The 26,559-nt window shown below is 72.1% G+C and carries 17 protein-coding genes; 6 read left to right on the forward strand and 11 right to left on the reverse strand.

Translation table 11 applies throughout. The features are described from left to right. Positions 1–199: 199 nt before the first annotated feature. On the forward strand, positions 200–3,301 hold the full coding sequence (locus WMF12_RS15650; protein WP_437872330.1) for a hypothetical protein: 3,102 nt from the start codon (positions 200–202) through the stop codon (positions 3,299–3,301). A gap of 4 nt (positions 3,302–3,305) precedes the next feature. Here the strand turns inward: WMF12_RS15650 and WMF12_RS15655 are convergent, their stop codons facing one another. After that, on the reverse strand, positions 3,306–4,880 hold the full coding sequence (locus WMF12_RS15655) for a hypothetical protein (RefSeq protein ID WP_437872331.1): 1,575 nt from the start codon (positions 4,878–4,880) through the stop codon (positions 3,306–3,308). Positions 4,881–5,011: 131 nt separating this feature from the next. Further along, entirely contained in the window at positions 5,012–5,695 is a 684-nt protein-coding gene (locus WMF12_RS15660; protein WP_437872332.1) for a hypothetical protein, read from the reverse strand. A 672-nt stretch (positions 5,696–6,367) separates the two neighbouring features. Between WMF12_RS15660 and grxD the strand changes: the two genes are divergently transcribed. Further along, positions 6,368–6,682 (forward strand): Grx4 family monothiol glutaredoxin, encoded by a 315-nt coding sequence (gene grxD, locus WMF12_RS15665; RefSeq protein WP_437536647.1) that lies wholly within the window; start codon positions 6,368–6,370, stop codon positions 6,680–6,682. On the opposite strand, the gene WMF12_RS15670 is transcribed toward grxD, so the two are convergent. After that, positions 6,679–7,440 carry a uracil-DNA glycosylase gene (locus tag WMF12_RS15670; RefSeq protein WP_437872333.1) on the reverse strand — a complete coding sequence of 254 codons (762 nt, stop codon included), beginning with the start codon at positions 7,438–7,440 and terminating at the stop codon, positions 6,679–6,681. The two genes, grxD and WMF12_RS15670, sit on opposite strands and share 4 nt — an antisense overlap. Beyond that, entirely contained in the window at positions 7,437–8,687 is a 1,251-nt protein-coding gene (locus WMF12_RS15675) for an esterase/lipase family protein (RefSeq protein ID WP_437872334.1), read from the reverse strand. Before WMF12_RS15675 ends, WMF12_RS15670 begins: the two co-directional genes overlap by 4 nt. Positions 8,688–8,816: 129 nt before the next feature. Between WMF12_RS15675 and WMF12_RS15680 the strand changes: the two genes are divergently transcribed. Then, positions 8,817–10,031 carry a hypothetical protein gene (locus WMF12_RS15680; protein ID WP_437872335.1) on the forward strand — a complete coding sequence of 405 codons (1,215 nt, stop codon included), beginning with the start codon at positions 8,817–8,819 and terminating at the stop codon, positions 10,029–10,031. A 4-nt stretch (positions 10,032–10,035) separates the two neighbouring features. Here WMF12_RS15680 and WMF12_RS15685 read toward each other — a convergent pair whose 3' ends face one another. The 5 genes from WMF12_RS15685 to WMF12_RS15705 all read right to left on the reverse strand — a co-directional run bounded on the left by WMF12_RS15685 (position 10,036) and on the right by WMF12_RS15705 (position 17,342). Beyond that, positions 10,036–10,638, reverse strand: a complete 603-nt coding sequence (locus tag WMF12_RS15685; protein WP_437872336.1) for an adenine phosphoribosyltransferase — start codon at positions 10,636–10,638, stop codon at positions 10,036–10,038. A gap of 41 nt (positions 10,639–10,679) precedes the next feature. Next, positions 10,680–11,456: a 5'/3'-nucleotidase SurE gene (gene surE / locus WMF12_RS15690; protein WP_437768164.1), complete on the reverse strand. Its 777-nt coding sequence runs from the start codon at positions 11,454–11,456 to the stop codon at positions 10,680–10,682. Between the two features lie 24 nt (positions 11,457–11,480). Then, positions 11,481–13,094 carry an aldehyde dehydrogenase family protein gene (locus tag WMF12_RS15695; RefSeq protein ID WP_437872337.1) on the reverse strand — a complete coding sequence of 538 codons (1,614 nt, stop codon included), beginning with the start codon at positions 13,092–13,094 and terminating at the stop codon, positions 11,481–11,483. A gap of 100 nt (positions 13,095–13,194) precedes the next feature. Then, entirely contained in the window at positions 13,195–15,423 is a 2,229-nt protein-coding gene (locus tag WMF12_RS15700) for a hypothetical protein (RefSeq protein ID WP_437872338.1), read from the reverse strand. A gap of 98 nt (positions 15,424–15,521) precedes the next feature. Then, complete coding sequence (locus WMF12_RS15705; protein WP_437872339.1) at positions 15,522–17,342, reverse strand: c-type cytochrome; 1,821 nt, start codon at positions 17,340–17,342, stop codon at positions 15,522–15,524. 439 nt (positions 17,343–17,781) lie between these two features. On the opposite strand from WMF12_RS15705, the gene WMF12_RS15710 reads away from it, so the two are divergent. The 3 genes from WMF12_RS15710 to WMF12_RS15720 all read left to right on the forward strand — a co-directional run bounded on the left by WMF12_RS15710 (position 17,782) and on the right by WMF12_RS15720 (position 25,225). After that, a complete protein-coding gene (locus WMF12_RS15710) occupies positions 17,782–19,410 on the forward strand; it encodes a TolC family protein (protein ID WP_437872340.1) in 1,629 nt (542 codons plus the stop codon). 173 nt (positions 19,411–19,583) lie between these two features. Beyond that, entirely contained in the window at positions 19,584–21,800 is a 2,217-nt protein-coding gene (locus WMF12_RS15715) for a sodium-translocating pyrophosphatase (RefSeq protein ID WP_437746462.1), read from the forward strand. Continuing rightward, complete coding sequence (locus WMF12_RS15720) at positions 21,800–25,225, forward strand: SNF2-related protein (RefSeq protein WP_437872341.1); 3,426 nt, start codon at positions 21,800–21,802, stop codon at positions 25,223–25,225. Before WMF12_RS15715 ends, WMF12_RS15720 begins: the two co-directional genes overlap by 1 nt. Before the next feature lie 162 nt (positions 25,226–25,387). Here WMF12_RS15720 and WMF12_RS15725 read toward each other — a convergent pair whose 3' ends face one another. Both WMF12_RS15725 and WMF12_RS15730 read right to left on the reverse strand, forming a co-directional pair. Then, the gene (locus tag WMF12_RS15725) at positions 25,388–25,996 is read right to left on the reverse strand and encodes an ExbD/TolR family protein (protein ID WP_437746464.1); all 609 of its coding nucleotides are present in this window, start codon (positions 25,994–25,996) and stop codon (positions 25,388–25,390) included. After that, complete coding sequence (locus tag WMF12_RS15730) at positions 25,993–26,556, reverse strand: ExbD/TolR family protein (RefSeq protein ID WP_012235623.1); 564 nt, start codon at positions 26,554–26,556, stop codon at positions 25,993–25,995. Before WMF12_RS15730 ends, WMF12_RS15725 begins: the two co-directional genes overlap by 4 nt. Positions 26,557–26,559 lie beyond the last annotated feature (3 nt).

Below are 26,559 nucleotides of genomic sequence, written 5' to 3' on the forward strand. Positions count from 1 at the left end.
GCCGTCGTCCGATCGGTGAGCGGAGATCCTCGTCGCCGGAGCCGCGCGTGCAGCGGCTGCTCCGGCGCTGGGCGTGCGATGCGCGACCGGCGTGAGCCAGCCGCTGCAGACACGCACGACGCGAGCCGCGGCTGAACCTTGGCGTGGGCGCCTGCAAGGACGGTGCGGCGCCTGGACCGCCGCGCTAGCATCGTCCGTCATGAGTGAGCCCGACGGGCGGCTGCGCGCGCCGGTTCCTCGGCGGATGCCGGGCGCGGCGCGGCGCTCCACGATGGCGCTGCTCCTCTGCGCGAGCGCGGCAGGGTGCGGTGGACAGGCGGCGATGGCGCCCTCCGGAGGACCGGCGTCGCGCGATCGCAGCGCTTCCGGGCAAGCGTCGCGCCCGGCTCCGGGCGGGCGATCCTCGCAGGGGGCGCTCGTGACCATGGTCACTCCATCGCGGCTGCTCCCGGATCTCGTCGGAGAGCGCGGCGTGGTGGCCAGCGAGGCGGGGGCCAAGCGGGTGCTCATCGATCGCATGCGCGTCGTCGCGCACGACGACGGATCGCTCGAGCGCGCCGCCGACCTGTTGCCGTCAGGTCAGGTCACCTCGCTCAAGCTGCCGACGCGCCTGGGTGGCGGGTACCTGTTCCACGCCTCGAACCGCGGCAGCGCGCAGCTCTGGCGGGCCCAGGCGTGGCTCGCCCCGCTCGAGCCGCTCGTCCAGCTGCCGTCGGAGGCGAACGAGATCCTTGCGGGGTTCGATCGCCTCTACGCTCGGCTCTCGCACAGCCACCGGCTCCTCGCGATCGACGCGCAGACGGGCGCGGCGATGCCGCTCGGCCCGCTCCCACCGGCGAGCACGTACGGTCAGATCGCGTTCGCCGACGGATGGCGCGCCCTGGTCGAGGCCGATCTGCGCGGCCTGCTCGTCACGTTCGACGCCGGGGCCACCTGGCGTGAGGTCGAGATCGACGCGCGGCCGACCTCTGTCGCCGTCGTCGGCGGCGATCCTGCCGTCATGACCGCGAGCGGGCTCTACGCGGTCGATGCGCGCGGCGGCGTGACGTACCGCACGCTGGATGCTTCCGACGACGTGCTGGAGCCGCCGGCGCGCGCCCAGGGGCCTCTCGGGAGGCGCCCGCTCCGCGCCGCGGTCGAGGACGGGTGGCCCGACTCGAGCACGACCGCGGTGGTGGCTCGCGGCGGCGCCCTGGCGCGCGTCTCGCTGCGCGACGGGGCGGTCATCGACGTCGCGCCCGACGCCTATCCGGAGCGAGAGGCGGCCTGCCATGCGATCCGCGCGGGGGCGTCGTTCGGGTTCGTGTGCGGCGAGCGCGAGGGGCCGACGACCCTGTACGCTTTCCAGCCGCCGCTCGGCATGCGCCGGCTGATGCGCTTCGACGAGCCCCGCTTCGTGGTCGCGAGCGGCAACGGCGCGCTGGTGATCCGCGGCTCCTGCAGCGAAGACAGCGCGGTGCGCGCCGGGCGTGCGTACTGCGTCGTCGCCGCCGACGGGCGCACCCGCGAGATCCACGTCCGCGCGCCCGCGCGAGACGTCGGCATCGAGCGCGTCGTCGCGCTGTCCGACGGCCGCATCGCCGTCCTCTCGCCGCCTCGCCTGGACGCGTCGGGGCAGCTCACGCTGCTCAAGGGGAGCGACGTCACGACCGTCCCGCTGATCCTCCCGCCCAAGCCGCGCAGCACCGCGCGCGATCTGCAGCGCGGTATGTGGATCGAAGGGTTCGAGGAGCGTGAGCCCGGCGTCATCGGCGGCTGGGTGGAGGCAGGCGGCCCGATCGTGGGCGTTCGGATCGACGCGAAGAGCGGGAAGGTGACCGCGGGGGCGCCGCGCCAGGACGGCACGGGCGCGCTGTTGTCTGGGCGGTTCGCGTTCTCCCTCGGAGAAGGCGAGCGCGCCGCCGAGTCGACGGACGGCGGCATGACCTGGCGCTCGCTCGATCTGCCGGAGCGGGACGACGACACCGCGGCGTCGAGGACGCGCGCGTGCGGCCCCGTCGGCTGCGTCTTCAGGGGCTGGATCCGGATCGGCTGGGGCAAGACGGCGCTGCCGGACGATCTCGCCGAGGCGAAGCCGCCGCCGGTGCTCCAGACGCCGCTCCGCGCGGGGAGCCCTATCGCGATGCGCTGCGAGGCCCTCGGCTCCTCGACGCCACCGCTGCCGGACAAGCCTCCCGCCGCGCCTTCCGCGCGCGCCGAGGGAGCGCGCCCGGCCTCGTCGGTCACGCGCTCGGCGTCGACGGAGATTCCGACGTCGCCGTGGGCTCCTTTCCGCAACACGCCCCCGCCGAAGCGTGGGGCGGACGAGATCGGCCTCGATAACGGGGCTCCGTACGACATCGTGACGATGCGCGCCTACGCATGGGGCAAGCGAGGCGCAGACTGGGCGCGCGCCGGGCGCTGGCTCCTCCGCTTCGACGATCGCTTCGACCCGGATGGCGGGGTGCGTTCCAGCGGCGTGAGCGCCTCGCCTTGGTCGGATGAGGCGTCGGCCGCTGAGGCGCTCGGGGTGGTGACTCAGGGGGCGGCGTCCTGGGGCGCGTACCTCGATCCTGGCGGACGGGCCGCGCTGACCCACGTGTGTCGGGGCGCCGGATGCAGCCTGTTCGCAGCCTCTGAAGGGCTGCCGATCCTTCCGTTGCGCGACAGCGCAGGCCGCGCCGGCAATTTCCTCCGGCCGTTTCCGAACGGCGCCGTGCGGCTCGGCGAGACGTGGTTCTTCGTGACGCCCGGCGGCTCGTATGACGTCGTGGCGCTGTGGCGCGCCGACCTCGGGATCGCGCGGCAGCTTGCGACCTATTATCGCCCTGGCCGCACGGGCTACGGCGTGGATCCTCCGCGCCTGGTCCGGCGTGCGCTGGGCGGCGGCGTCGGCCTGCTCATCTCGGCGGCTCCCGACCCTGGCGTGCGCGCCGGCTCCTGGCACGTGCTCCCGATCGACCGTGAGACCGGCGCGCTCGGCGAGGCCGTGCCGCTCGGCCGCAAGGACCTCGCGGATATACGGCTCGAGCGCTGCGCTCCGGGTCAGGACGGCTGGCTCCTCGACACGAGCCTGGAGGGCTCGCCGAGCTTCGACGTCGGCGGAAGCGCTCCCTCCGTCGACGGCGCCGAGTTCCGGCTTCGCCTGGATCCAGGCAGCGCGTGCGTCGAGGCGATGGCGGTGAGGCTGCAGGGCGCCTTCTCGAAGGCACCCGAGAAGCAGAACGACGTTGGCGCCAGCGCGATCCCGCTCGCTGCGACCGAGCGCGCAACGGGCCGGAGGTGGCGGTTGCGCTGCGAGCCGAAGGACGCCGCCAGATGATCCGCTAGTGGGTGATGGCCTCCGGCGAAACGGCGTTCACCCGTCCCTCGACGCCGACCGCCTCGCCTTCTCCGTAGCGGATGGTCCCGAGCCAGTCGGCCGTCCATGCGATCGGCGCGGCGGAGCTGTTGAGCTGCGCAGGGCCTGAAGCGTTCACGACGATCTCGCCGATCATCCCGGCCGTCTCCGATGCCTCGGTTCCAGCGCGCCACAGGAGCGTGAGCCCGCCAGCGCACAGCATCGCCATGCAGTCGCTCGTGCAGTCGGAGTAGCCGCCGAGCAGCTCGCCGAGCGCGTGGCACTCTGCAGCAGCGGCGAGCGCTGCGGGGACGGACTCCGCGGCCGCCTCCGCTGCGACCCCGAGCCCGGTCACTCCGCCGATGGTTCGGGTTGGCGACCACGTCAGCGTCCCCGCGAGCCGGAGCACGTCGCCGGGATCCGCCGTCCATGACATGAAATGTGCCGGTGGTACGCTCGCGTTGTCAGAGGTCACGCTGCCGAGCCAGCTCGCCTCGAAGAGCGCGCGTCCCTGCATGTCTGCCACGCCGCTCAGCTTGCCGTCGAGCGCGAGCGGCGTACCCGCGAGCCCGGTACGCGCCCATCCACGACACCTGTCGCGCAGGGGGAGCGGGAGCGCGGCGAGGTGCGCCTGTGCTGCAGCGTCCCAGTCACGCTCGATCCGCTGCGCGGCAAACGCGCGCGCCTGGTCCGGCGGCGCCGCGCGCTGCATGGCGTCGAGCAGGGACGCGGCTTCCGCGCCGGCAGGCAAGAATGCGTCGAGCAGCTGCTCGGTCGCTGCTTCGAGCATCGCGGTCAGCCCCTCCGCCGTCACGAAAGTCAGCTTCGTGTCGAGACGCGTCGCCGCCATATCGATCGGCAGGTCCTTGATCGGGACCCAGACGTCGCGCGCGGAGCCGGCCTGCAGCTCTCGTTCGCTCACGCAACCCCACACGATCCGACCGCTGTGCAGAGCGACGGTAAGGCTCGGCCCTACAGGCGCGCCCTCGACGACCACCGGTTCGTCTGGACCGCCGTGCGCCACGAGCGCGCCCACGGGTGCTTCGGGCGCAGCGGCTGCGATCTCCTCGCAGGTGGCCTCCGCGACGACGCTCGCCGTCCAGTCCTTCGCGACGCGCGTCCCCTCGTAGACCGGGATGACGCGGAGCGTGCCGAAGCCCTCCGCGCTCACCGAAACTCCGAGCTCCGCGGACGGCCCGCCCTTCGTCGCGGCGCGGAGCCGAAACGTGCTTCCCAGGGTCGACGCGTGGAGCTGAACCGAGGCCCTGCCATTTTCGTCCGCGACGGCCGTCGTGCGGTCGACCCATGCACCTGCAGCTTCGCCGAGGAGGGTGAAGCTCACCTCGTAGGGCGCCGGCGGTTGCCCCGTGACCCAGACCGTGCGCAGCTCCCCTGGCACGAGCTGGAGCGTACCTTCCTCCTCGAACGCCAGGACGGTGGGTCGAGCGGCGTCCCCGGGCATATCGGGGCCGCCCGTCGACTCATCGGCCATACGAAAAGAGCAGGACGCCAGTCCGACGATGGCGATCCAGGGAGCCGAGTACTTCCAAGGCAAGCTCACCCTTGGAGTGTACCTTGCATCTCCCCCGGCGAACAGTGGAGGGGCAAACGTACGACGGAGGGCCCGAGGCGCGAGCGGTGGCGCCGCGCCTCGATGCGTGAGGCAAACGGCGCCGGCCCGCAGGGACGCGACTACTTCACGTAGATCTGGGCGACGGCGAGGCCGCTGCCCCGGACGGTCATGACGGCCTTCGCGGGGCCTCCCACGGGGAGCGGATTCTTGAAGCAAGAGCCTTTGCCACCGAGCGTGGCGTTCGGTCCCGTGGTGTTGTCCTGGGAGAGCACCACGGGCGGCAGCATCGGCGCGGGCTGCGCGACGATCTGCAGGTTGAGCTCCTGGACGCCGAGGCCCACGCCGATCACCGAGTAACACTTGCCCGGCTGGATATTGAACGGCTGTTCGAGCGTCTGGCCGTCCTGGAACTGCCCGGCGAACGCGCCGCCCTCCGGCTGCATGCCCTGGACCTCGGAGGCCGCCATGGCGGTGAGGACCGGGGTCGCTGCGCTGACCGCGGCAGGCGCGATCGGGGTCGCCTGGCCGGTGCTCGTGCCCGTTGCGGTCGGCGTCGTCTGCGTCGGGGTGGGGGTCGTGGTGGCCGGCGGCGGGTACTGGCCCGGCTGGGTGGGTTGGCCGTACTGGCCCGGCTGGGTGGGCTGACCGTACTGTCCGGGCGGGTATTGTCCGGGCGGGTACTGGGTTGACGCCCCGTACTGGTTCTGCATCTGCGACGGGTTGTTCGGCTCCGGGTCGCTGCCGCCGCAGGCGAGGGGCGCGAGGCCGAGCAGGGCCGCTGGGATGAGGACGTGCAAGCGCATACGAGGCTCCTTCAGGGTTGTGCGGGTGAGGCCGCGACAATGGGACGCTCGCCGCACCCGCGGCGGCTCACCGCCGCTGGTCACGGTCGGTAAGACGGCCGAGGTGGGGGCGTGTTCTACAACGACTTGGCGGCGCAAGGCCAGACGCTGCGGTGCAGATGGCACGATGCGCGTTCAGCGAGCGGAAAGCGGCATCGCCGCGGCGTGGGTACACAGGTCCTGGAGCACGTTGTCGACCAGCGTTCGACGTTTCCGTGTTCGCGGGCCGGCGCGCGTGGTGTGTCGATCGCCCGCCGTGTCCCCGCACGGCCGTGGCCATCGAGCCCCCCGATGGATGCGCTGAGCCTGGCCGGCGCCGCCTACCGCCCCCGTCCCTTGCGAAGACGCACCAAGCCGTCAGCGCACCCGCCCGAGGATACACTGGTCCCTGCAGACGTCCATCTGACCCCTGCGGCGCTCCAGCCCAGTTGACGCGGGCGGAGGGCGACACCAGAAACCCCGTTCACAACCGCGCGGGGCGGGGCGGTCACGTGGTCTGCTTGGCGAGCCCAGCGCGGTCCCGTCGCGAGCCCCGCCGGCACGCCACGGCGTGCGGCCCGGCAGTCACGCGCCGCTTCTGTGTAGATTGAACAATGGGCGATCCCGCTCGCGGCGGGAGATCAGGAACGAGCCATGAGCGACATCCACCAGGCGATCAAGGATACCGTCGAGAGCAACCGCGTCGTCCTCTTCATGAAGGGCACCAAGACCTTCCCGCAATGCGGGTTCTCGGCGCGGGCCGTCGACATCCTGAAAAAGTGCGGCGTGGACTTCAAGGACGTCAACGTGCTGTCCGATCCCTCGCTGCGCCAAGGCATCAAGGACTACTCGCAGTGGCCGACGATCCCGCAGGTCTACGTGGACGGGAAGTTCATCGGCGGCTCCGACATCCTGACGGAGATGTTCCAGTCGGGCGATCTGCAGAAGCTCCTCTCGAAGCAGGACTAACGTCCGGATCGCTCGGGGGCGCGAAGCCCCGCCGCGCTGACGGCGCGGCGCAGGACCTCGTCGAACATGTCGCCGGTGAGCCGCCCCGTCTGCGTGTTCTGCTGGCTGACGTGGTAGCTGCCGAAGAGCAGCGCCGCCCTGGCGCCGCCGCGCGGATCGGGGATCGCCGCCTCCACGCCGTGCGCGAACGGCGGGAGGCGTGGGTGAGCTTCCGCGCGATCCCCCGCGGACGCGCCGCGCGAGCGGGCGAGCGCGCCGACGGCGTCATAGCCGATCTTGCCGAGCGCGAGGTAGACGCGCGCCCGATGCAGCGCCGCGAGCTCTCGGTCGATCCACCCGCGGCACGCCGCGAGCTCGGCGATCGTGGGCTTGTTGTCCGGGGGAGCGCAGCGGCAGGGGGCGGTGATGAACACGCCCCGGAGCGAGAGCCCATCGTCGCGCGAGGTGCTCGTCGGCTGCGAGGCGAGCCCCGCTCGATAGAGCGCCGCGTAGAGGAAGTCACCCGATCGATCGCCCGTGAACATGCGGCCGGTGCGGTTCCCGCCGTGCGCCGCCGGGGCGAGCCCGACGATCACGAGCGGCGCATCCGGATCGCCGAAGCCCGGCACAGGGCGGCCCCAGTAGGTCTGGTCCCGGTAAGCGCGCCGCTTCTCTCGCGCGACGTCCTCGCGCCACGCCACGAGCCGCGGGCAGCGCCGGCACTCGACGAGCTCCGCCGTGATCAGATCGAGCGCGCGCGCCGCGCCGCCGCGGCTCACGCAGCGGGCTCGCCGCCCGAGCTCGTCGAGGCGCTGCTCTGCCCCACGTCCACGCTGCGCTCCGATGCGCGCGCCTCCGCGAGCGGGCGCGGCGGCGCCGCCGCATGCTCTGTCAGGCCGCTCTGCTCGCCGGCCACCATCCCGGTCACGATGCGGTCGAGCACCGCGTCGAAGCGCAGGCGATTGAAGCGGGCTCCGCTCGCCAGCCAGTCGATGTGCCCGCCCTTGCCCGGAAAATGGCCGACGATGTCCAGGTGGTCGGCCTTGCCGGCCCAGATGAGCTCCCCCCAGACCTGCGAGGCCAGCGGGACCACGCCGTCGTTGGCGTCCGGCGGCGGCAGCTCGCCGAGCACGCGCGCGAGCTTCTGCTCGATCGAGCCGTCATGGGAGCGACAAGGGTAGTGCTCGTTCAGGCGGGCGGTGATGTTCGACAGCGCGGTGAAGATGGCAGCCGACATCGCTCCCCACGGCGACCGGAGCGCCGATACCCAGTCGCGGACGGCGTTGCGTGGCGCGTACGTCGCGACGCTCTGGTACCGCAAGCCCGCGCGGTCCTCGAGGCCGGCGTGGAGCAGATCCATCGCCTCGGGCATGAGCTGGACGATGGCGCCCTGGTCGTCGCGCAAGAGCTTCAGCCAGGCGCGCAGCTCGCGGCTCGAGGCGTCGTCGAGCACGCGGATGAAGCTCTCGACCGCGCGATCGATGAGCTCGATCTCGAAGAAGCCGAGCTGCGCCCGGCCGAACGCGGCGACCAGCGCCGACGCGGCCGCGAGCGGCGGCGCGCCGAGCTTGAGGCCGGCCACCGTCAGCGCGGTGACGGCGTAGAGCAGGCGCTGGCCGCTCACCGTGGCGAAGAAGGCGGCGAGCGGGGTGCCGAAATGAGGCGTGTTGATGGTGGTGACGGACCGCAGCCGGCTCGTCCAGCCGAGCCGGCGGTGAGCGTTCCCGGGGAGCCGCGCCGTCGGCGAAGCGACGAGGCGAGCGTCCAGGCCTCCGGTCGAGTGGCCTACGATGTGGATGGGGCCGTCGTCGTCCCCGGCGCTCTCGTCCACGAGGCGGGCGAGCTTCGCCGCCCGGCGGAGGATGGAGGCCGTCGGGTGGACCTCGCAGACGTGGATCTCGACGATACGGCCGCGATCGCGGAACCGCTCCTCGATCGCGCGGATGAAGTGCTCGAAATACTCGAGGGAGGCGAGGGTCGCGAAGCCGAACATGCCCGGCGACAGGTAGACGCGCGTCTTCTGCACGCGCGGGAATGTGCCATGTCCGCCGGCCCTCCGCGGCATTTCCATCGCCGCCCGCGCCTGCGACCGTGACGGCCGGGCGGCGTGAAGAAGCGGCGGCATGCCGGCGGCAAATCCGGCTACCCTGCGATCGTGGACGACCCCAGCGCGCGGGAGATCGAGGCGGCTGTACAGGAGGCCCTGGGCCTGTTTGGAACATCGGGCTCGGTGAGCGTGCAGGGACGCCAGATCGCGCTGCGTGGGCGCGGTGCGCCCGTGGCCATCGATCTGGAGCAGCTGGTCGAGCAGTGGCCGCTTCTGCCACAAGAGCTGCGCACGCGTAAGGCGTCCGACATCGCGCGGCGGCTCGCTCAGGCGCACCGCGCGGTGAGCTCGCTCGCGCCGCCTGCGCCGGCCGCCCGGGTCCGGCCAGCGCGGCACCTCGTGATCCCCGTCGGCGTGCTCGCGCTGGTGGTCGTCGGCGCGCTCTTCGCGTCGCGCATACTCCGATCGCGAGAGGCGCCGGCCGCCTCGCCCACAGAGCCGGAGACGACCGCCGGCGAGGATGCGGCGCGGAACGCGCGCACCTGCGAGGCCGCGCGCAAGCGGATCTACGCCGGCGCTTCCATGGGGCCCTTCGAGCTCGCGGGCTGGGTCGCCGAGCTCTGGCTGGCGATGCCGCGCGGCGCCGCTGCAGCGGAGCTCGCCGCCGGCGCCGGGGAACCAGCAGCCCTGACCGCCGAGTCCGTGGGGCTCGGCGCGCTCATCGCGCAGGGCAAGCTGACGGCGGGCGCCGACGCCGAGCTCGCCGCGATCACCGACGGGGCCGTCGAGATCGTCCCCGGGTTCGATGCGGAGGAGGCAAGGCGCTCTCCGTCGTGGCGCGCGATCACCGCGCGCTTCTCCGGCGGATACGCGCGGGCATACTTCGATCCCGCGCACCGGGCGCGCTTCGTCGCGCTCGGCGATCGCATGGCCGACGCGGCCGCCGCGGCGCTGGGCGCCCTGTACGCGCGCTGCGCGCACCTGCCCTACCACGACGCCGGCGCCTGGTTCCGCGGCTCGGATCCGGCCACGGCGGCGACGGCGCTCGTCTATGCGTCCGGACTCTTCGCCGAGATGTCGGCGGTCGATCGAGGGGCGCTCGCCGCGCTGCCAGGGGTGGGGCCGATCGACGCCTTGCGCGGCGCTGGCGCCTCGCTCGATGCCGCGAGCCTGGGGAAGCTGGTGGGGGCGCACGGCGGGGGCATCACCAAGGGCGGGTCAGGCGCGGTCGTCATCACGTTCCCCGTCGGCGGGCCGACCCGGGCGACGACCGCGAGCCGCACCGTCGCGCGCAAGCTGCAGGTCGGCGTGGGCCAGGAGTGAACGCTCACTCGCCCGCGGCGAAGTGCACGATCGAGAAGACCGGCGCCGCGTCGCCGGCGCGCTCCGCGAGGAGCGCACGACCGCCGAGGAAATCGAGCTCGACGACGAAGGCGAAGCCGGCGACCTCGCCGCCCTGCTTGCGCGCGAGCTCGGCCGCGGCCGAGGCCGTGCCGCCGGTCGCGAGCAGGTCGTCCACGATGAGGACCCTGGCCCCCGGCCTGATCGAGCCCTTGTGCATCTCGAGCTCTGCCTTGCCGTATTCGAGCGCGTACGCCACGCGATCGGTCGCGGCCGGGAGCTTGCCTGGCTTGCGCACGGGCACGAAGCTGGCGTTGAGCCGGGCCGACAGCGCGCCGCCGAAGATGAAGCCCCGGGACTCGACGCCGACCACGACGTCGACGTGCTCGCCGACGAAGCGCTGGGCCAGGAGATCCAGCGTGATGTGGAGCGCCCGCGGATCCGCGAGGAGCGGCGTGATGTCCTTGAAGAGGATCCCGGGCTTCGGAAAATCCGGGACGCTCCGGAGGTGCGCCTTGAGATAACGGAGCGCGTGCTCGGAGGGCAGGGCGTCGTGATTGAACATGACGCCGAGCGTAGGCGAGCGCATTCGAGCCGGAAAGCGCTCCACGCGTCGCGACGCGAGCTACGTCAGGTGATGTGGCCGTCGTTGAGCTCCGCGGCGAGGAGGCCTGCGATGCCCTCGTGCTGCGCGGCGAAGAGGTCGAGGGTCAGCGGCGTGACGCTGACGGCCCCTGCGTCGTAGGCCTCGGTGTCCGAGCCGGGGACGAGGTCGTGGCGTACGCCCGCGCCGCCGATCCAGAGGTACTCGTGCCCGCGCGGATCCCGGCGAAAGATCACCTCTTCGGTGTACAAGCGCGCGCCCATGCGCGTGGCCCGCACGGGCCAGCTGCTGCCCGCAGGGATGTTGACATTGAGCAGCGGCGCTGGCCGGCGTCCCTCCTTCCCGGCGGCGCGGTGGAGGGCGAGGGCGAGCTTGACGCCGAGCGCCGCTGCGGCCGGGAGCGACGCGCCTGCATCGGCGGAGAGCGCGATCGAGGGGACGCCGCGGAGCGCTCCTTCGCGCGCGGCGGCCACGGTGCCCGAGTAGAAGATGTCGGCGCCCAGGTTGAGCCCGTGGTTCATGCCCGACACGACCAGATCGGGGCGCCGCGGCAGCACGCGCGTGCCGGCGTGAAGGGCGACGTAGATGCAGTCGGCGGGCGTGCCGTCGACCGCGAACACGCCGGGCGCAGCCTCCAGCAGCCGGAGGACGCGGTGCAGGCTCAGGGAGTGGCTCGTCGCGCTCTGGTTGACCGCGGGGGCGCACACCACCACGTCGGCGTGCCGGGCGAGCTCGTCCCGCACCGCGGTCAGACCCGGCGCTGAGTAGCCGTCATCGTTGGAGAGGAGGATCAGAGGGCGCATGCGTTCGCTCGATGGGTCTCAGGATCAGCGACCGAGCAGGCGCCTCGCGAGCGCGGCGACGAGCTCGACGAGGGCGCTGACGCGGCCGAACCATCCGGCTCCACCTCGCGCCCGCGCCATCGCGAAGGCGACCGTCCGGAGCGCGGGCGTATAAGGGTACCACCACAGCTCGCTCTTCGCCCTGCTGCGGTCCTCGAGCAAGAAGCGCGGCCGCGTGAGCTCCGCGAGCGCGTGTGGGCTGCTCGTGACGCCGTAGCCGCTGTCTCCCGCCCCCGTCCACGGCGCGGCCGGGAGCGCGCCCGTGAAGCCGTGGTTGTTGATCGTCACCACGCCGGAGCGCAGCCGTCGCGCGAGCGCGTGGGCCCGCTCGTAGCCGCGGGTCCAGAGGCTGGTCGTGAGCGCGAAGCGGGACGCGTTGGTGCGCGCGATCGCCTCCTCGGCGTCCTTCACCACGATGATGGGAAGAACGGGGCCGAAGGTTTCGTCCCGGAGCAGCGGCGTGTCCTCTCGCTCCACCTTGAGGACCGTCGGTGGGAAGGCGAGCGAGCCCTCTTCCGGCGCGCCGCCGGCGAGGATCTCTGCCCCGCCCTCGACGGCCGCCTCGAGCTGATGCCGCACGATCTCCGCCTGCCGCGCCGTCGTCATCACGCCGACGTCGATGCCGGCTCGGAGCTGCCCCGTGAGCGCGATGACGCGCGCGATGAAGCGGTCCGCGATCGCCTGCTCGACGTAGACGCGCTCGATGGAGGCGCAGTTCTGTCCGGCGTTCGTGAAGGCGCCCCAGAGGACGCCGCGCGCGGCGCGCTCCAGATCGCAGTCGCCGAGGACGATGGCGCCGTCCTTCCCGCCGAGCTCCAGGGACGTCGGGATGAGGCGCTCGGCGCACGCGACGGCGATCTTCTTGCCGGTGGCGACGCTGCCGGTGAAGACGACGAGATCGACGCCGGCCCCGACGAGCGCGGCGCCGACGTCGCTGCCGCCCTGCGCGACGGCGAGGACGCCGTCCGGGAGCAGCCCGTCGAACAGCGAAGTGACGAGCGCGCCGGAGCGCGGCGTGACCTCGCTCGGCTTGAAGACGACGGCGTTGCCCGCGAGCAGCGCCGGCACGATCGTGCGCAGCGGGATCGCGACAGGGTAGTTCCAGGGCGTGATGAGCGCGACGACGCCGCGCGGATCCCTCTGGATGCGCCCGACTTTGCCGGGGTAGGCGAGCGGGTCGAGCGCGACGGGGGAGTCGTCGAGGAGCTCCTCGATGGACCGGGTCCAGTAGTCGATGAGATCCGCGTTCGGGAGCACTTCAGCGAGCGCGGCCTCCTCGATCGGCTTGCCGCACTCGCGGTGCACGAGCGTCGCGATCTCCTCGGCCCGCGCGAGCAGGCGCTTCTTGACGCGCGCGATGAGCTCGGCGCGCTCCCTGATCGGGACCTCCGCCCAGGCGATCTGCGCCGCCCGCGCGCTGGCAACGATCGTCGCGAGGGCGCTGGGCTCGGTCTCTGCCACGCCGTCGAGGGGCGCTCCCCCTGCCGGGCTGCGCAGAGGGAAGGGGCCGGAGCTCGCTACCCTGACGGACGCCGACGACGCCGCGTCGCCAGCTGCGGCACCGGCCTCGTGGGGAAGGGGAGTCGTCTCGGAATCCATCGGGCGCGGAGCCTAGCACCGCGCTCCTGCCCCTCTGCATGGGGCATGTTGCGCCCCCTAGGGAGCAGGCCCCGACCGGACCGGCCGGGGGCGCGGGTTTCTACGGAGCGGGATCAGGCGCAGGCGCGGTCTCTTCAGCGGGCGCGGGCGCAGCGCCCTCACCGTCCGGGGTGGCGGTGCCGGCGGGGCTGCCTTTCCGCTTCGTGGGGCGGTCGGGCGTCGGGCTCGCCGCGGAGGGCGTGATCGACACGACCGTTTGCTTGCGGCAACCGACGATGACCGCCTGGCCGGCGGAGAGCCACGCGGGGGTCGACGTCTTCTCCGTCGTCAGCTTGCCGAGCCGCACGTAACGCGTCCCGCAAGGCACGTCGAGCGTCTCTCCGGTGCTTCCGGCGAGCGAGCCGTTCACATACACCGACGCGCGCTCTGGCGAATTGACCGTCAGGTGGCCCCGGCTCGGCGGCAGATCCTCCGCCTTGCCTGCGGCCGGCGCAGCGCTCGCCTCGGGCGCAGCGCTCGCCTCGGGCGCAGCGCTCGCTTCGGGTGCAGCGCTCGCTGCCGGCGTCGCGGTCTCGGCCGCGGACGGTGCAGCGGGCGCCGTCTCGGTGGGCGCGGCGGTCGGCGTCGGCGCGGTGGCCGGCGGCTGCGCGGTCGCGCTCTGGGTCGCTCCCGGAGACGTGTCGGGGGCGACGTCGGGGAGGGGCGCGGGCTCGGGGTCAGACACGCTGAGCCGGTACGCGACCGCTGCGCCGCCCACGAGGAGCGCCACGGCGGCGATCACGATGCCCACGCGGGAGCGCGGGCGCGGCGGCGGTCGCACGGTGATGCCGGCGTCCGCGGCGGGCCGCGTCGTGACGTGGTCGGAAGGCTTCACGTCCTTGTCGGCCGGGAGGGGCGGGTCCTTGGTGATGACCTTCGGGAGAAGGTCGCGGTCGGCCGCCTTCGGCCTGGACCTGCGATCCGCTTCGTCGCTCGCGTCTCTGGACAGCGTTCCAGGCGACGCATCGCCGGTCTCTTCCGCGACCGAGCGCGCGACGGCCTGGGCTTCGGACCGCGCGGAACGGATCGCCGTCTCCTCGTCTTCGAGGCCCTCGGGGCGAGAACGAATGACGGTGGGCTCGTCCTCGAGCATGCCGCGGATCACGGTCGGCTCGTCGTCGACCATCTCGCGGCTGAACTCTCGCTCGGTGGCAGGCTCCCCCATCGCGCGCCGCGTGGCGGCGGCGATCGGATCCGGCGCCTTGGGGGTGACCGGCTCACCAGAAGAGGACGGCCCACGGGCAGTGACCGCCTCGAGCGTGGAGGCGTCGTCCGCGGCGGCCGACGCGGTCGTGGCGTGTACCTCCGCGCGGTCAGGCAGGGATCTGCGCTCCGCGCGCGCCTCGGGCACCGCGGCATCCGGCGCCGCCCTGCGCTCGGCCGGGAGCTTCAGCGCTGCAGCGGGCTTCTGGCCGGGTTCCGGCTCGTCGGGGAGGAGCCCTGCGAACGAGAGCTCGCTGTCGCCCTCCACCACCTTCGGCCGCGCAGCGACGTCCTCGTGAGGGAAGAACGGCTTCGTCTCTGCGCGCGGGCTGGAGCCCCGGGCCGGGGGCATCGCCGGGCCTGCACCGGGCGCGTCCTTGCCCAGGGCAGCTGACCTGGCCGCAGGCGCCGTGACCTTGGCCGCGGTCCTGGCTGCCTCTCTCGGCTTCAGCTCGGCCGCCTCCGCGGGAGGGCGGAAGGTCTCCTGAGCACCGGCGGAGGGGCCGGCGTCAGCCCGCGGGAGATCGATGGAGGCGGCGGGCCTCGCGACCGGCTTCCCGGGTGAGCTGGGAGGCGGCGCAGGGTTGCGCGCCGGCGTCGCCGCAGCCGGCTTGACGGCCGCGGCCTTGACCCCGCTCGCTGCGGGCGTGGCCGCTGCGGCCGCCTTCACCGGCGGCTGTTGCGGCGTCTTCGCCGGAGATTGCTGCGGTGCCTTCGCGGCCGCTCCGGGCTGCTTCGCGGCGCTGGCCGCCGCGGTCTGCGATGCCTGCGCGGCCGCCGGGCTGAAGGCGTCGATGCCACCGACGTCGTCCAAGACGGGCTCGATGGCGCGCGGCGCAGACGGTCCGCTCGAGGCGACCGCTGCCGGCCGTGCTTCATTCGCCGGCGACGTTTCCGTCGAGCTGAACCTGGGGTCGGGCGAGGCCGCGCCCGCCGTGTCGTTGGCGATGGCGCCGGGCGCCTCGCCGCGATGCGGGACGAGCTCGGCGGAGGCCGCGAGCTGCGCCCGGGTGCGAGGCGCAGCGGCGTTCCGCTGCACCCGGTGGAGGAGCGCTTCGAGGGTGGCGACTTTTTCGGCGACGTTCACGCCGCGCCAGCATATCGCGGCTCGGCGCTCGTTACATCATTCGCGGTGAAGGGGCGCGATCGGGCGGGCTCACCGGCGGAAAATCCCGCTGGAAGGGGTCAGAGGGTCTCGAGGTAGGCGACCAGATCGTCGAGCTGGGCGTCCGAGAGCTGGGACGTCTTGCCGTGCCGGTCGCCGCCACCGCAGGCGGGGTTGGTGAACCGGTCCTTCAGCGTCGGCGCGCATCCGTCGTGCATGAACGGCGCGCGCGCGCCGATGCGGACCAGCGACGGCACCTGGAAGGGCTTGCCCGTACCGACGTCGAAGGAGTCGTTGGTCGTGAGCTGAGCGCCCGCGTGGCAGCTCGCGCAGTCGACGGCCTTGTCGTGGAAGAGGGCCTCGCCGCGCGCGACGGCCTCTGCGTCGGGCGCCGACGACACCGGCGGAGCGGGGAGGCTGTCGATCCACCGGGCGAAGACCTTCACCCGGCGCGGTCCCTGGTGCATGCCGCCCATGCGCCGCTCGAAGACCTCGTCCATGATGGCTTCGATACCCGACATATCGCCGTCCCAGTGGAACGGCGCCGTGTTGAGGATCCCGCCGCTGACGAACTGGGTGCGCCGCGGTCCGATGGGGTTGAAGTGCCAGGTATGGCTGTCCTCGCCTCCCTCCGGATGGCACGACGCACACGCCATCGGGCCGGCAGTGTTCCGGTGGAACATCTCGTGGCCGGTGTCCCTGCGGCTCTCCCCGGGGAGCGTGATGACCTTGGCGACGCGGTTGCCGGCGGTGTTGGGAGCCCCGAGGACCTGGATGCCCGCGGGCTCGCGGGTCTGCACCACCACGGAGCCGCCGGCGAACGCGACGGCCGTGGGCTCGCCTTCCACGACCACGCGCTGCTCCGCCTCGACGCACGTTCCTTCGGGGGCACCCATCGTCACGTTCAAGTTCGCGCGGCTGGTCATGAGGATCTCGCTCCTGCCGGCCGCGACGACCGCATACGAGAGACCGTCATCGGACACCGCGACATCGACCGGCAGGGTCGCGGAGGGGAGGGCAGCGGCCAGGTTCGGCTGGCCGTCGGAGTCGGGCGTCCCGACCTCCGAGACCGTGCCGTGGACGACGCTCCCATCGCATCCGCCGGAGCTGTAGCCCCCCTCCACGATCTCGACGGGCGCGATCAAGGCGCGCTGGTGGACCATCGCGATACCGCCTGTCGGCAGCTTGATCGTCCGCCAGGCGACGGTCGGCGCGAACTCCTGCCCGAACAGGTTGAAATTCGGGAGCTTCTTTTGCTCCATCACGATGCCGTCCGCCCCGATGGTGAGCAGCTCGGCAGACCGGAACTTGCTGACCAGGAGCCGGTCCCCGTCCACGACCACGTCGCGCAGGTCGCGATCGAGCTTCAGGCGGCGCGTCGCCGCGCCGGGACCGGCCGGGAGCGTGACGAGCTCGCCGCCGAGGCACGCGACATGGAGCGCGTCGGTCTGCGCATCGTAGGCGACCCCCCGCGGGGCCGGGCACACGTCGCGCCGGTCGATGATCGTCCCGCTCTCCGCGTCGACGGTCACGATCGCGCCGCCGCGGCGGAGCGCGACGTGGAAGCGACCCGCGTCGTCCTCGACGACCCTGCCCGGCTCGTCGCCCTTCTGCAGGGCGATCTCCGCGGTCAGCTTCTGCGCCTGGAGATCGACGATCCACACCCGGTCGCGATCCGGATCCGCGGCCACCGCCCGGAGGGCGCTCTTGCTCACGGCGAGCGTTCCGCCGCTGATGGCGGGCGGCGGCTCCGCCGCGACCGCGACGCTCCCAGGATCGCCGATGTCGGGGGTGTCGTCCTCACCGAGCTCCCACGGGGCGCAGGCGGCAAAGGGTGATGCGATCACAAGGATGGCGAGGAACGGGGAGAAGCTGCGGCGCGACGCAAGCAGTCGATGCATGAGGGCCTCCGGTCCGCCGCCAAGCAAGATGGCGGCCACTTCATTCGATGTTCTTCCATCCGATCGCGCGCGGCAATACGTGTTGCCGCGGAGAGAGCGACGTATTCCTGCCGTCCATAGCGAGCGTGAGCGGGGGTTGGATGGCGTGTCTGGCGAGGGTCCCGTGCTGCGCATCGGTGATGACGTCCCTGCTGTCGTGGCCCATTGCGGCACGGCACGACGAGCGCGCCAGACCATCGTGTCCGGCGCGGCCCGGGACGGTTCCCGTCGCGGTCGCGGCATGACGCGGGCCTGGGGGCGCAGGCGCGCCGTGGGCTGAGAGCGCGGGCTTCCCGGTCACCTTCGCCAGACGGCGAGGCGAGCGATCGCCGAGACGCGATGCGTGGGATCGCCTGTGACTTGACGGGTGCTCTCGCCGCCCATAAGTGACCCACCGGTCATGAAAAGCACCGCACCCTCGTCTCGACGCAGCATCTCGCTGGCTTCGACGCTCGCCGGGCTGCTCGCCCTCGGGCTCATCGCCTCACCGGCCGCGGGGCAGCCGGCCGCTCCCCGACCGGCGGCTCCGCAGCCGGTCACCCCGCCGCCCACCCCGGCGCCTCCTGCCGCGGGCCAACCGCAGCCTCCGGGGGCGGCCGTCGCTGCGGCTCAGCCGGCGGCGACGAAGGCCGATCCGCTCGCCACGGCGCTTGCGCCGCAGCCGGGAGGGCTGACGCCGGACGACGTCGCGAAGGCTGCGCTGCGGACGCGTGCGTCGCTCCGCGCCAAGCAGGCCGATCTCCGCGCGGCCGCTGCCAAGGTCGATCAGGCGATGGTCAATTTCTTTCCGCGGGTGACCCTGACGGCGACGTACACGCGTCTGTCTGAGGTCGAGAGCGCAGGGCTCGGGGGCGTCGTCGGCGCGCAGAACACGGGGCTGATCCAGGTCGGTCCGTGTCCGCCTGGCGTGCAAGGGCAGTGTGTCGTCGACAGCGGCGGTCAGCCGGTGGGGGCAGCCTCGCTGTCCTTTCCGGCGCCCCTCAACAGCATTTCGCTCGCGGCGAATCTCGCCGTCCCCATCTCGGACTACGTGTTCCGCATCTCCCAGGGATATGCGGCTGCGTCCCACGCGGAGAGCGCGAAGAAGCTCGAGCTCCAGGCGGAGACGCTTCAGGCCGCGGCCGACGCGAAGGTCGCATTCTTCAACTGGGTCCGCGTGAGGGGGCAGGTCGTCGTCGCAGGTGAGGCGGTGTCTCAGGCGAAGGCGCACGTCGAGGACGCGCGCCGCACTTTCGAGGTGGGTCTGCTCTCACGCGCCGACGTGCTCCGGCTCGAGGCTCAGGTGGCCGGCGCGGAGCAGGTGCTCAACGAGGCGCAAGCCGCGCTCCTGGTCGCGGATGACCAGATCCGGATCGCGCTCGGCGCCGCACAGGACAGGCCGCTCACGCTGGGGATCGACGTGATGGGCAGCGCGCCCGCGAAGCCTCCCGCCGAGGCGCTCCCGGCGCTGGTCCAGGAGGCGCTCCAGAAGCGCCTCGAGATCCGAGCGCTCGACGAGACGCAGTACTCGCTCGAGAAGGCCGAGGCGGTCACGAGGGCCGGCTACTTTCCGCGCGTGGATGGGTTCGCCGATCTCACCTACGCGAACCCCAACCAGCGTGTCTTCCCGACGCAGGACAAGTTCGCTCTGACATGGTCCGCCGGCGTCCGCGCCACGTGGGTCGTCAACGACATCTTCACCACCGCGGGCGCTTCCGCCGAGGCGAACGCCCGCACCACGCAGATCGCGGAGCAGAAGGCCGCGCTGCGCGACGCCCTCCGCCTCGAGGTGGTCTCGGCGTATTCCGAGCTGAGCAAGGCCGCGAGCAGCATCGAGTCTGCAGAGCGCCAGCTCGCGGCGGCCACGGAGTCGATGCGCGTCCGGTCGGAGCTGTTCCGGGCAGGGCGAGCCACGAGCGTCGACGTGGTCGACGCCGAGGGCGAGGTGACGCGCGCGCGGCTCCAGCAGCTCAACGCGCGTGTCGGCGCGCTCGTCGCCAAGACCCGGCTGGACCACGTGGTCGGACGCGACGCGAAGGACCTGAAATGACCTCGCTGCGCGCGTCTTCTTCGCTTGCGCGGCCCTCCTGGCCGGAGTAGGGAAGGCGTGCGCCGCTGCAGCGCGGGTTCCTGCGGCGCCTTTGTCGACACCGCGGCAATCACCCGCATCATCCCTCACCGGCCGAGGCAGCGCGTCCACGGTGCGCGCCCGGTCCGCCCGTCATGACGGAGCTTGCGCTCATCATCAGCGGCGGCCTGCTCGGGCTCGCCTTTGCGGCTTACCTCGCTCGCTGGGTCGTCGCACGCCCCGCGGTCGAGCCCGAGATGCAGCGCATCGCCGCGATCATCCAGGGGGTCGCGGAGGCGTACTTTCGCCGCCAGAGCAGCGTGATCGGCGCGGTCTCCGCGATGCTCGGAGGCGCCATCTTCCTCGCTTACGGCCTCCTCCGGCGCACCGGGGAGAACAACCCGGTGCCAGCGCTGGAGCTCGGTGTCTGGCTGACGCTCTCGTTCGCGGTCGGGGCCGCCAGCGCGGTCGCGACCGGCCGCGTCGCCGCCTGGATCGCGCCCCGCACCAGCGTGCGCGCCGCGAGTGGCGCCCGCCGCTCGCTCGATCTCGCCCTGCAGATCGCCCTCCGTGGCGGCGCCGTGTCGGGACTCTTCGTCGCGAGCATGAGCCTCCTCGGCCTCGGAGGCCTGTTCGCCGCGGTCCTCGCGTTCCGTGGCGGCTTCGGCGCCGAGCCGGCCGAGGCGCTCGCGCTCGCCCCGACCATCCCCTGGGTCATCGCCGGTTACCCGCTCGGCGCCTCCTTCGCCGCCCTGATGGCGCAGCTCGGCGGCGGCACCTTCTCCAAGGCGGCCGACCTCGGCGCGGACCTCGCCGGCGCGGAGGTCGGGCTCGACGAGGACGACCTCCAGAACCCGGCCACGATCGTCGACCTGGCAGGTGATACGGTCGGCGACTGCGCCGGGCGCGCGGCCGGCGTCTTCGCCTCCACCGTCACCGAGAGCGCGGGCGCCATGGTGGTCGGCGCGATGCTCTTCCGCAACAACGCCGGGCTCCCGAGCGCCCTCGCCGTCGTGCTCTTCCCGCTCGTCAGCCGCGCGTTCGGCCTCATCGCGACGCTCTTCGGCGTCATGGTCGTCAAGACCGACGACCGCGAGGACGCCTTCAACGCGCTCGTGCGGGGGCTCTACGTCACGGCCACCCTCCACGCCGTCGGCATCGCCGGGGCCGCCAAGTGGCTGCTCGACGCCCACTGGGTCATCTTCTTCGCCTGCGGCGTGATCGGCATCGTCACCGGCATCGGCGTGCTGCACGTCACGCAGTACTACACCGAGCAGCGGCACCGCCCGGTGCGCGAGCTCGCCGAGGCGGCCCGCAGCGGCTCCGCGATGGCGGTGCTGCGCGGGCTCGCCATCGGTCTCGAGAGCTCGGTTCCCCCGCTCCTGGTCGTCGTCGGCGCCACCTTCGGCTCCTACCTGCTCGGCGCCCGCTCCGGGCTCGCCGGGGGGGGCCTGTTCGGCACAGCGGTCGCGACGATGGGGATGCTGGGCACCGCGGGGTACGTCCTCGCCATGGATGCGTTCGGCCCCATCGTGGACAACGCGGGCGGCATCGTCGCCGTGACCGTCGCCCGCGAGCGGCCGGACGTGCGTGGCCGCACCCTCGTGCTCGATGCCGTCGGCAACACGACCAAGGCGCTCACGAAGGCGTACACGGCCGGCGTGGCCGCGCTCGCCTCGCTGCTGCTCGTCGCCGGCTACCTCGATGAGTCCCGGCGCCGCGCGTTGACGTCGAGCGCGCCGATCCGCGGCGAGACGACCGCGATGGTCCTGCGCCTCGACCGGCCCGAGGTCTATCTCGGCGCCCTGGTGGGGATCCTGCTTGTCTTCTGGCTGGCCGGCCGCTGCATTCGCAATGTCCTCCAGGCTGGCCGACGCGTCCTCGACGAGGTGAGGCGCCAGGCCCGCGCCCGCCCGCCGGGTTTCGTCGGCGACCACGAGCCCTGCGTCGAGATCGTCTCTCGGGCCGCGCTGCGCCATATGATCGCGCCAGCCCTCGTCTCCGCGGTGGTGCCCGTCGTCGTGGGACTTGCCTTGCGCTTTGCAAGGACGGAAGATAATCCTCTGGTCGCGGCCGATTCAGTCGCGGCCTTGATCATGGCCGGGACGGTCGCAGGCGTCCTCGGGTCGCTCTTCTTGGGGAATACCGGGGCGATCTGGGACAATGCGAGGCAGTACATCGCGACCGGCGCGCACGGTGGGCGCTACCTTGTCGACGAGACGGGGGCGCGGGCGGACAACCCCACCTATGGTGCCGCCGTCGTTGGCGACACGATCGGCGATCCGCTCAAGGATGTGGCCGGTCCCGCGATCCACGTGCTCATCAAGATGCTCCCCGCCGTGATCATCGTGTTCTTGCCGTTCTTCATCTGATGACGGTTCTTCACCCAGCGGGATTTGCCAAGAGATCCCGTTCACCCGACCCATCCCGGCGAATAACCGCCGCACCTGTATCCCGAGCCCACGACGTGCCGCCTCCGATCTCCGACGCACTCTCCACCCTCAGCGATCGTGGCCTGCGAAGGCTGCTTGGCGCCCGCACCTTCCTCCGCGGGCTGGAGTACTTCCGCCGCCGTGTCGTCGAGGACATCTCCATCAACGAGACGATGGCGAGCGGCACCGTCCGCGCCGCCGACTCCGAGCCGTATCCGGTCAAGGTCGAGCTATCGCCCGATGGCATCCAGTCGCAGTGTTCCTGTCCGGCGTTCCAGAAGGCTGGGCAGCACTGCAAGCACGTCGCGGCGCTGCTCATCAGCATCCGCGACCAGGCGCGCGGCGCGCAGCCGCGACGCGAGCCGCCGATCCCGGCGCTCGTCCCGCAGACCGCCCACGCCGGCGGTGACGCCCTGAAGCGTGTGCGCCGTCGCGACCGCCGCGGGCGCCTGGCGATCACGCCGTCGGCGCCCGTCCCGACCGTCGTCGGCACCCACGGGCCGCCGGGCTCATCCGTCGCCCTCGCGGCGCCGATCCTGGACGCGACGGCCAAGCAGACCGGGATCGGCGCCTGGCTTCCGCCCGAGGGCGTCACCGGGGCACGGCGCGTGGAATTCCGCCTCCACGTGCGGCAAGGGGCGCTGACCGTCACCGTCCTCGACGCCGAGGCGCGCGTCCCGGTGCTGCCCTCTGCGGCGCTCGCCTGGCAGGCGCTCTATCCGACGCCGGATCGCGAAGCGCTCCGGCTGCTCGCCCGGTTCGAGAGCGGCAACCCGCGCCACCCAGCCGTCGACATCCGCGGCGAGGACGTGGCCGAGCTGCTCCCGCTGCTCGAGGGCCAGCGCGTGCTGCTCGAGCCGGCCCTGATGCAGCTCCGCTTCGGCGACGACAGCCTGCGGCCGCGCTTCGATCTCGAGACCGTCGGCGGCGACACCATCATCGTGAAGACGAGCTTCGAGCGGGGGAACGACAAGCGCCGCTTCTCGCTGCTGCAGGGCGGGTGGTTCGAGGGCTGGCCGGGCTGGCACATCGACACGCAGGAGGGGCTCGCGCGCCGCATCGACAAGCGCGTCTCCCCCGCGGCGATGCGCCGCCTGCTCCGCTCGCCGACCATCGGCGAGCCGATGAGCGAGCTGGCCCGCATCATCATGCAGGGGCTGCCCAAGATCGCGCTCGAGGTCGGCGCGGAGCTGCCCGACCTGAATCAGATCGCCGAGGTCGTCGATCTCGTGCCCACGTTCCGCATGCGCGCGGGCGGCTCGCTCATCGAGGCGCGCGTCACGCTGACCGCGGCCTACGGCGACGCCGAGGTCGCGGTGCGCGCCGACGGCATGTCGCCCCCGGTGCTCGTGCAGCCGCCCGAGGAGGGGATGAAGCGCGCCCGCTGCATCCGCGTGGACATCGCCGCGCAGCAGGAGGCGGCGAGCAAGCTGCTCGCCCTCGGGCTCAAGCCGGACGAGACGGGCCAGGGCTTCATCGCGAACGGCGACCAGGCGCTCACCTTCTGGACCGAGGGGCTCGCCGAGCTCCCCGACGACTGGGACCTCTTCGTCCCCGAGGATCTCGTCGACACGCAGGTGCGCGGCAGGCCGATCGGCGTGTTCGCCAAGGTCACCTCGGGGATGGACTGGCTGAACGTCAAGCTCAGCTTCGAGAGCGAGGGCATCGGCGTCGATCGCGACGAGCTGCGCCGCTGTCTCGCCGAGGGCAAGCGCTACGTCCGCCTCGAGGATGGGTCGTTCGCCGCGTTCGATCCCGACGCCGTGCGCGCGATGCTCGATCGCGAGGTCGAGCTGATGATGGCGGCCGGCAAGAATGGCCGGCTGCCCCTCGCGCAGGCCGGGCGGGTGCACGAGCTCCTCCAGCACGCGAGCGGATCGAGCGTGACCGCCTCCGCGCGCGAGCTGTTCCAGAAGCTCAGCAACATCGACGAGATCGGCAGCACCAAGCGGCCCAGGAACCTGAAGGCGACGCTCCGTCCCTACCAGGAGGCGGGCCTCTCGTGGCTCAAGTTCATCCATGACATCGGCTCGGGCGGCGTGCTCGCCGACGACATGGGCCTCGGCAAGACGGTCCAGACGCTCGCCCTCCTGCTCGCCGTCAAGCAGGAGGAGAAGCACATGCGCGCGCTGATCGTCGCCCCGACGAGCGTCGTCACGAACTGGGAGCGCGAGCTCGCCCGGTTCGCGCCGTCGCTGTCGGTCGCCCTCTGGCACGGCGCCGATCGCAAGGATCAGATCGACGAGGTGAAAGCCGCGGAGGTGGTGATCACGAGCTATGCGCTCCTCCGTCGCGACGAGGATTTCCTCGCGCAGCTCGACCTGAGCTACGCCATCCTCGACGAGGCGCAGCACATCAAGAACCCGATGAGCGCCACCGCCGCGGCGGCCAAGCGGCTCCGCGCGAAGCGCCGGCTCGCGCTGACGGGCACGCCCATCGAGAACCGGCTCTCGGAGATCTGGTCCATCTTCGACTTCGTCTCGCCGGGCCTGCTCGGCTCGCTCGACAAGTTCGAGGCCCGCTTCTCGCGCCCGATCGAGGCGGGCGACTACAAGACCGCGCAGCGGCTCCGCGCCGCCATCCACCCGTTCATCCTGCGCCGCACGAAGCAGGAGGTCGCCAAGGATCTTCCCGAGAAGATCGAGATGGATCAGATCTGCGATCTCACCGGCGAGCAGCGGGCGCTCTACCTGCAGGTCGCGCGCGAGGTGCGGGCGCAGGTCCTCGGCGAGGTCGAGCGCGTCGGCCTGGCGAAGAGCCAGCTGCAGATCCTCGCCGGCCTCACCCGCCTCCGGCAGGCGGCCTGCGACCCGCGGCTGCTCGGCTTGCCGCGGGAGTTCGGCGACGACGACTCGGGCAAGCTCGTCGCGGTCCGGGAGCTCATCGCGAACGCCGTCGAGGGCGGGCACAAGGTCCTCGTCTTCAGCCAGTTCGTGATGATGCTGAGGCTCATCGAGAAGGCGATGAAGGAGGATGGTGTCGCCTACGAGTACCTCGACGGCTCCACGAAGGACCGGGCGGAGCGCGTCGACCGCTTCCAGAACGATCCGAGCGTGCCGGTCTTCCTCATCAGCCTCAAGGCGGGCGGCACGGGCCTGAACCTCACCGCGGCCGACACGGTCATCCACTTCGATCCGTGGTGGAACCCGGCGGTCGAGCAGCAGGCCACCGACCGCGCCCACCGCATCGGGCAGACGAAGGTGGTGACGGCCTATCGGCTCATCGCCGAGGGGACGATCGAGGAGAAGATCCTGCTGCTCAAGGACAAGAAGCGTCAGCTCGTCGCCTCCGTCCTCAGCGAGGACGCGGGCGGCGCGAAGAAGCTCACCAAGGCCGACCTGGAAGAGCTGTTCGCGGTGGACTGAAAGAACGGCGGCGCGCAGGGGGAGCGCGCCGGTCGCGGAGCACCGGCCGATCCATGAGGGCGCGCAGGGGAGCGCGCCCTCATGGGGGCACGGGTGGATCCATGGCGGCGCTCGGAGTGGCCCTCGCGGGGCCTTCCGGCACCGCAGGGCGGGGGAGGGGGGCTACGGCTTGCGGCCGCCGCTCAGGACCATCAGGTGGTACTTGCCGAACTCGCTCTGCCCCAGGGTGAACAGGACCTCGATCAGGAGGCGGTACGGCGTGGTTGCGTCGGCGACGATGATCGCCTCCGACGACGACGGATCGAGCCCTTTCGCTGCGCGAATGGCCTTGTCCGTCTCGCGCGCGTGGGACAGGGCGTTCGCCAGCGGCACGATGTAGAGATCGTTCGGCCCGCTGCGCTTGTACTTTGCGTCGACGCCCGACTGCGCGAGCTGCTCGCGGTTGGGCAGCATGACGATCGGGGTCGGATCCTCGCCGACCAGGATCTGCGACTTCGAGACGATGACGACGACGCCCTCCTGGGAGGGCTCGGCCTGCATCACCGACTTCGGCAGGGTGAGGTCCTTCGACTGCGGGATGGATGCCGCCGACGATCCCACGCTCTTCAGCAAGAAGACGAGGATGATCGTCATCAGGTCGAGCATCGCCGTGATGTTCAAGAAGTCGATCTCGGGGTCCCGCCGGTTCCTTCGGATCGCCTTCCGGAGGGCCGCCTTGTAGCGGACGACGGTCGCCTTCGGCCGCGGGGCAGGTCGCTGCTCGGCGCTCATCGGGCCACCCCGAAGTGGACCTCCGGGAACAGCACTTCCCCGTCGTCGCTCCTCAGCGCATCCATCACGTCGATGATCGTCTTGTAGTCGATGCCCGGGTTCGCCGTGATCGTCACCTGCGTCTCCTCTTTGAACTCGGGGCGGGCGTTCTTGAGGCGCTTCGCGCACGCCGTGAGCGCGGGGTAGTCATAGCTGTCGTTCGCCTTCGGCACCGTGACCCCGCCGCCCACGTCCTGGCAGCCGGTCGCGATGTTGCCGCTCGACGTCTTCAGCGAGATCCCCTGGCTGGTGATGAACGCGGAGAGGTTCAACGCCTTGCTCGAGAGCTCGCTGCGCACCTTGCCGCCGCCGATGGATGGCGGGGTCGTGTCGATCGACGACACGAATGTCACCGACACGCTGGCGAGCACGAAGATGAGGATGTTCGTGATGATGTCGAGGTACGGAACGACGTTGAGCTCGCCGGCCTCCTCCCCGGCTTCGGGCTCCTTGGGCTGCGATAGGCGCCGGATCTTCGATCGCTGCGCCGAGCTGAGCGGGACGTCTTGCGGGTCCGCCATGGG

It is taken from the genome of Sorangium sp. So ce363 (assembly GCF_051520435.1).
GTDB classification, from domain to species: domain Bacteria; phylum Myxococcota_A; class Polyangia; order Polyangiales; family Polyangiaceae; genus Sorangium; species Sorangium cellulosum_B.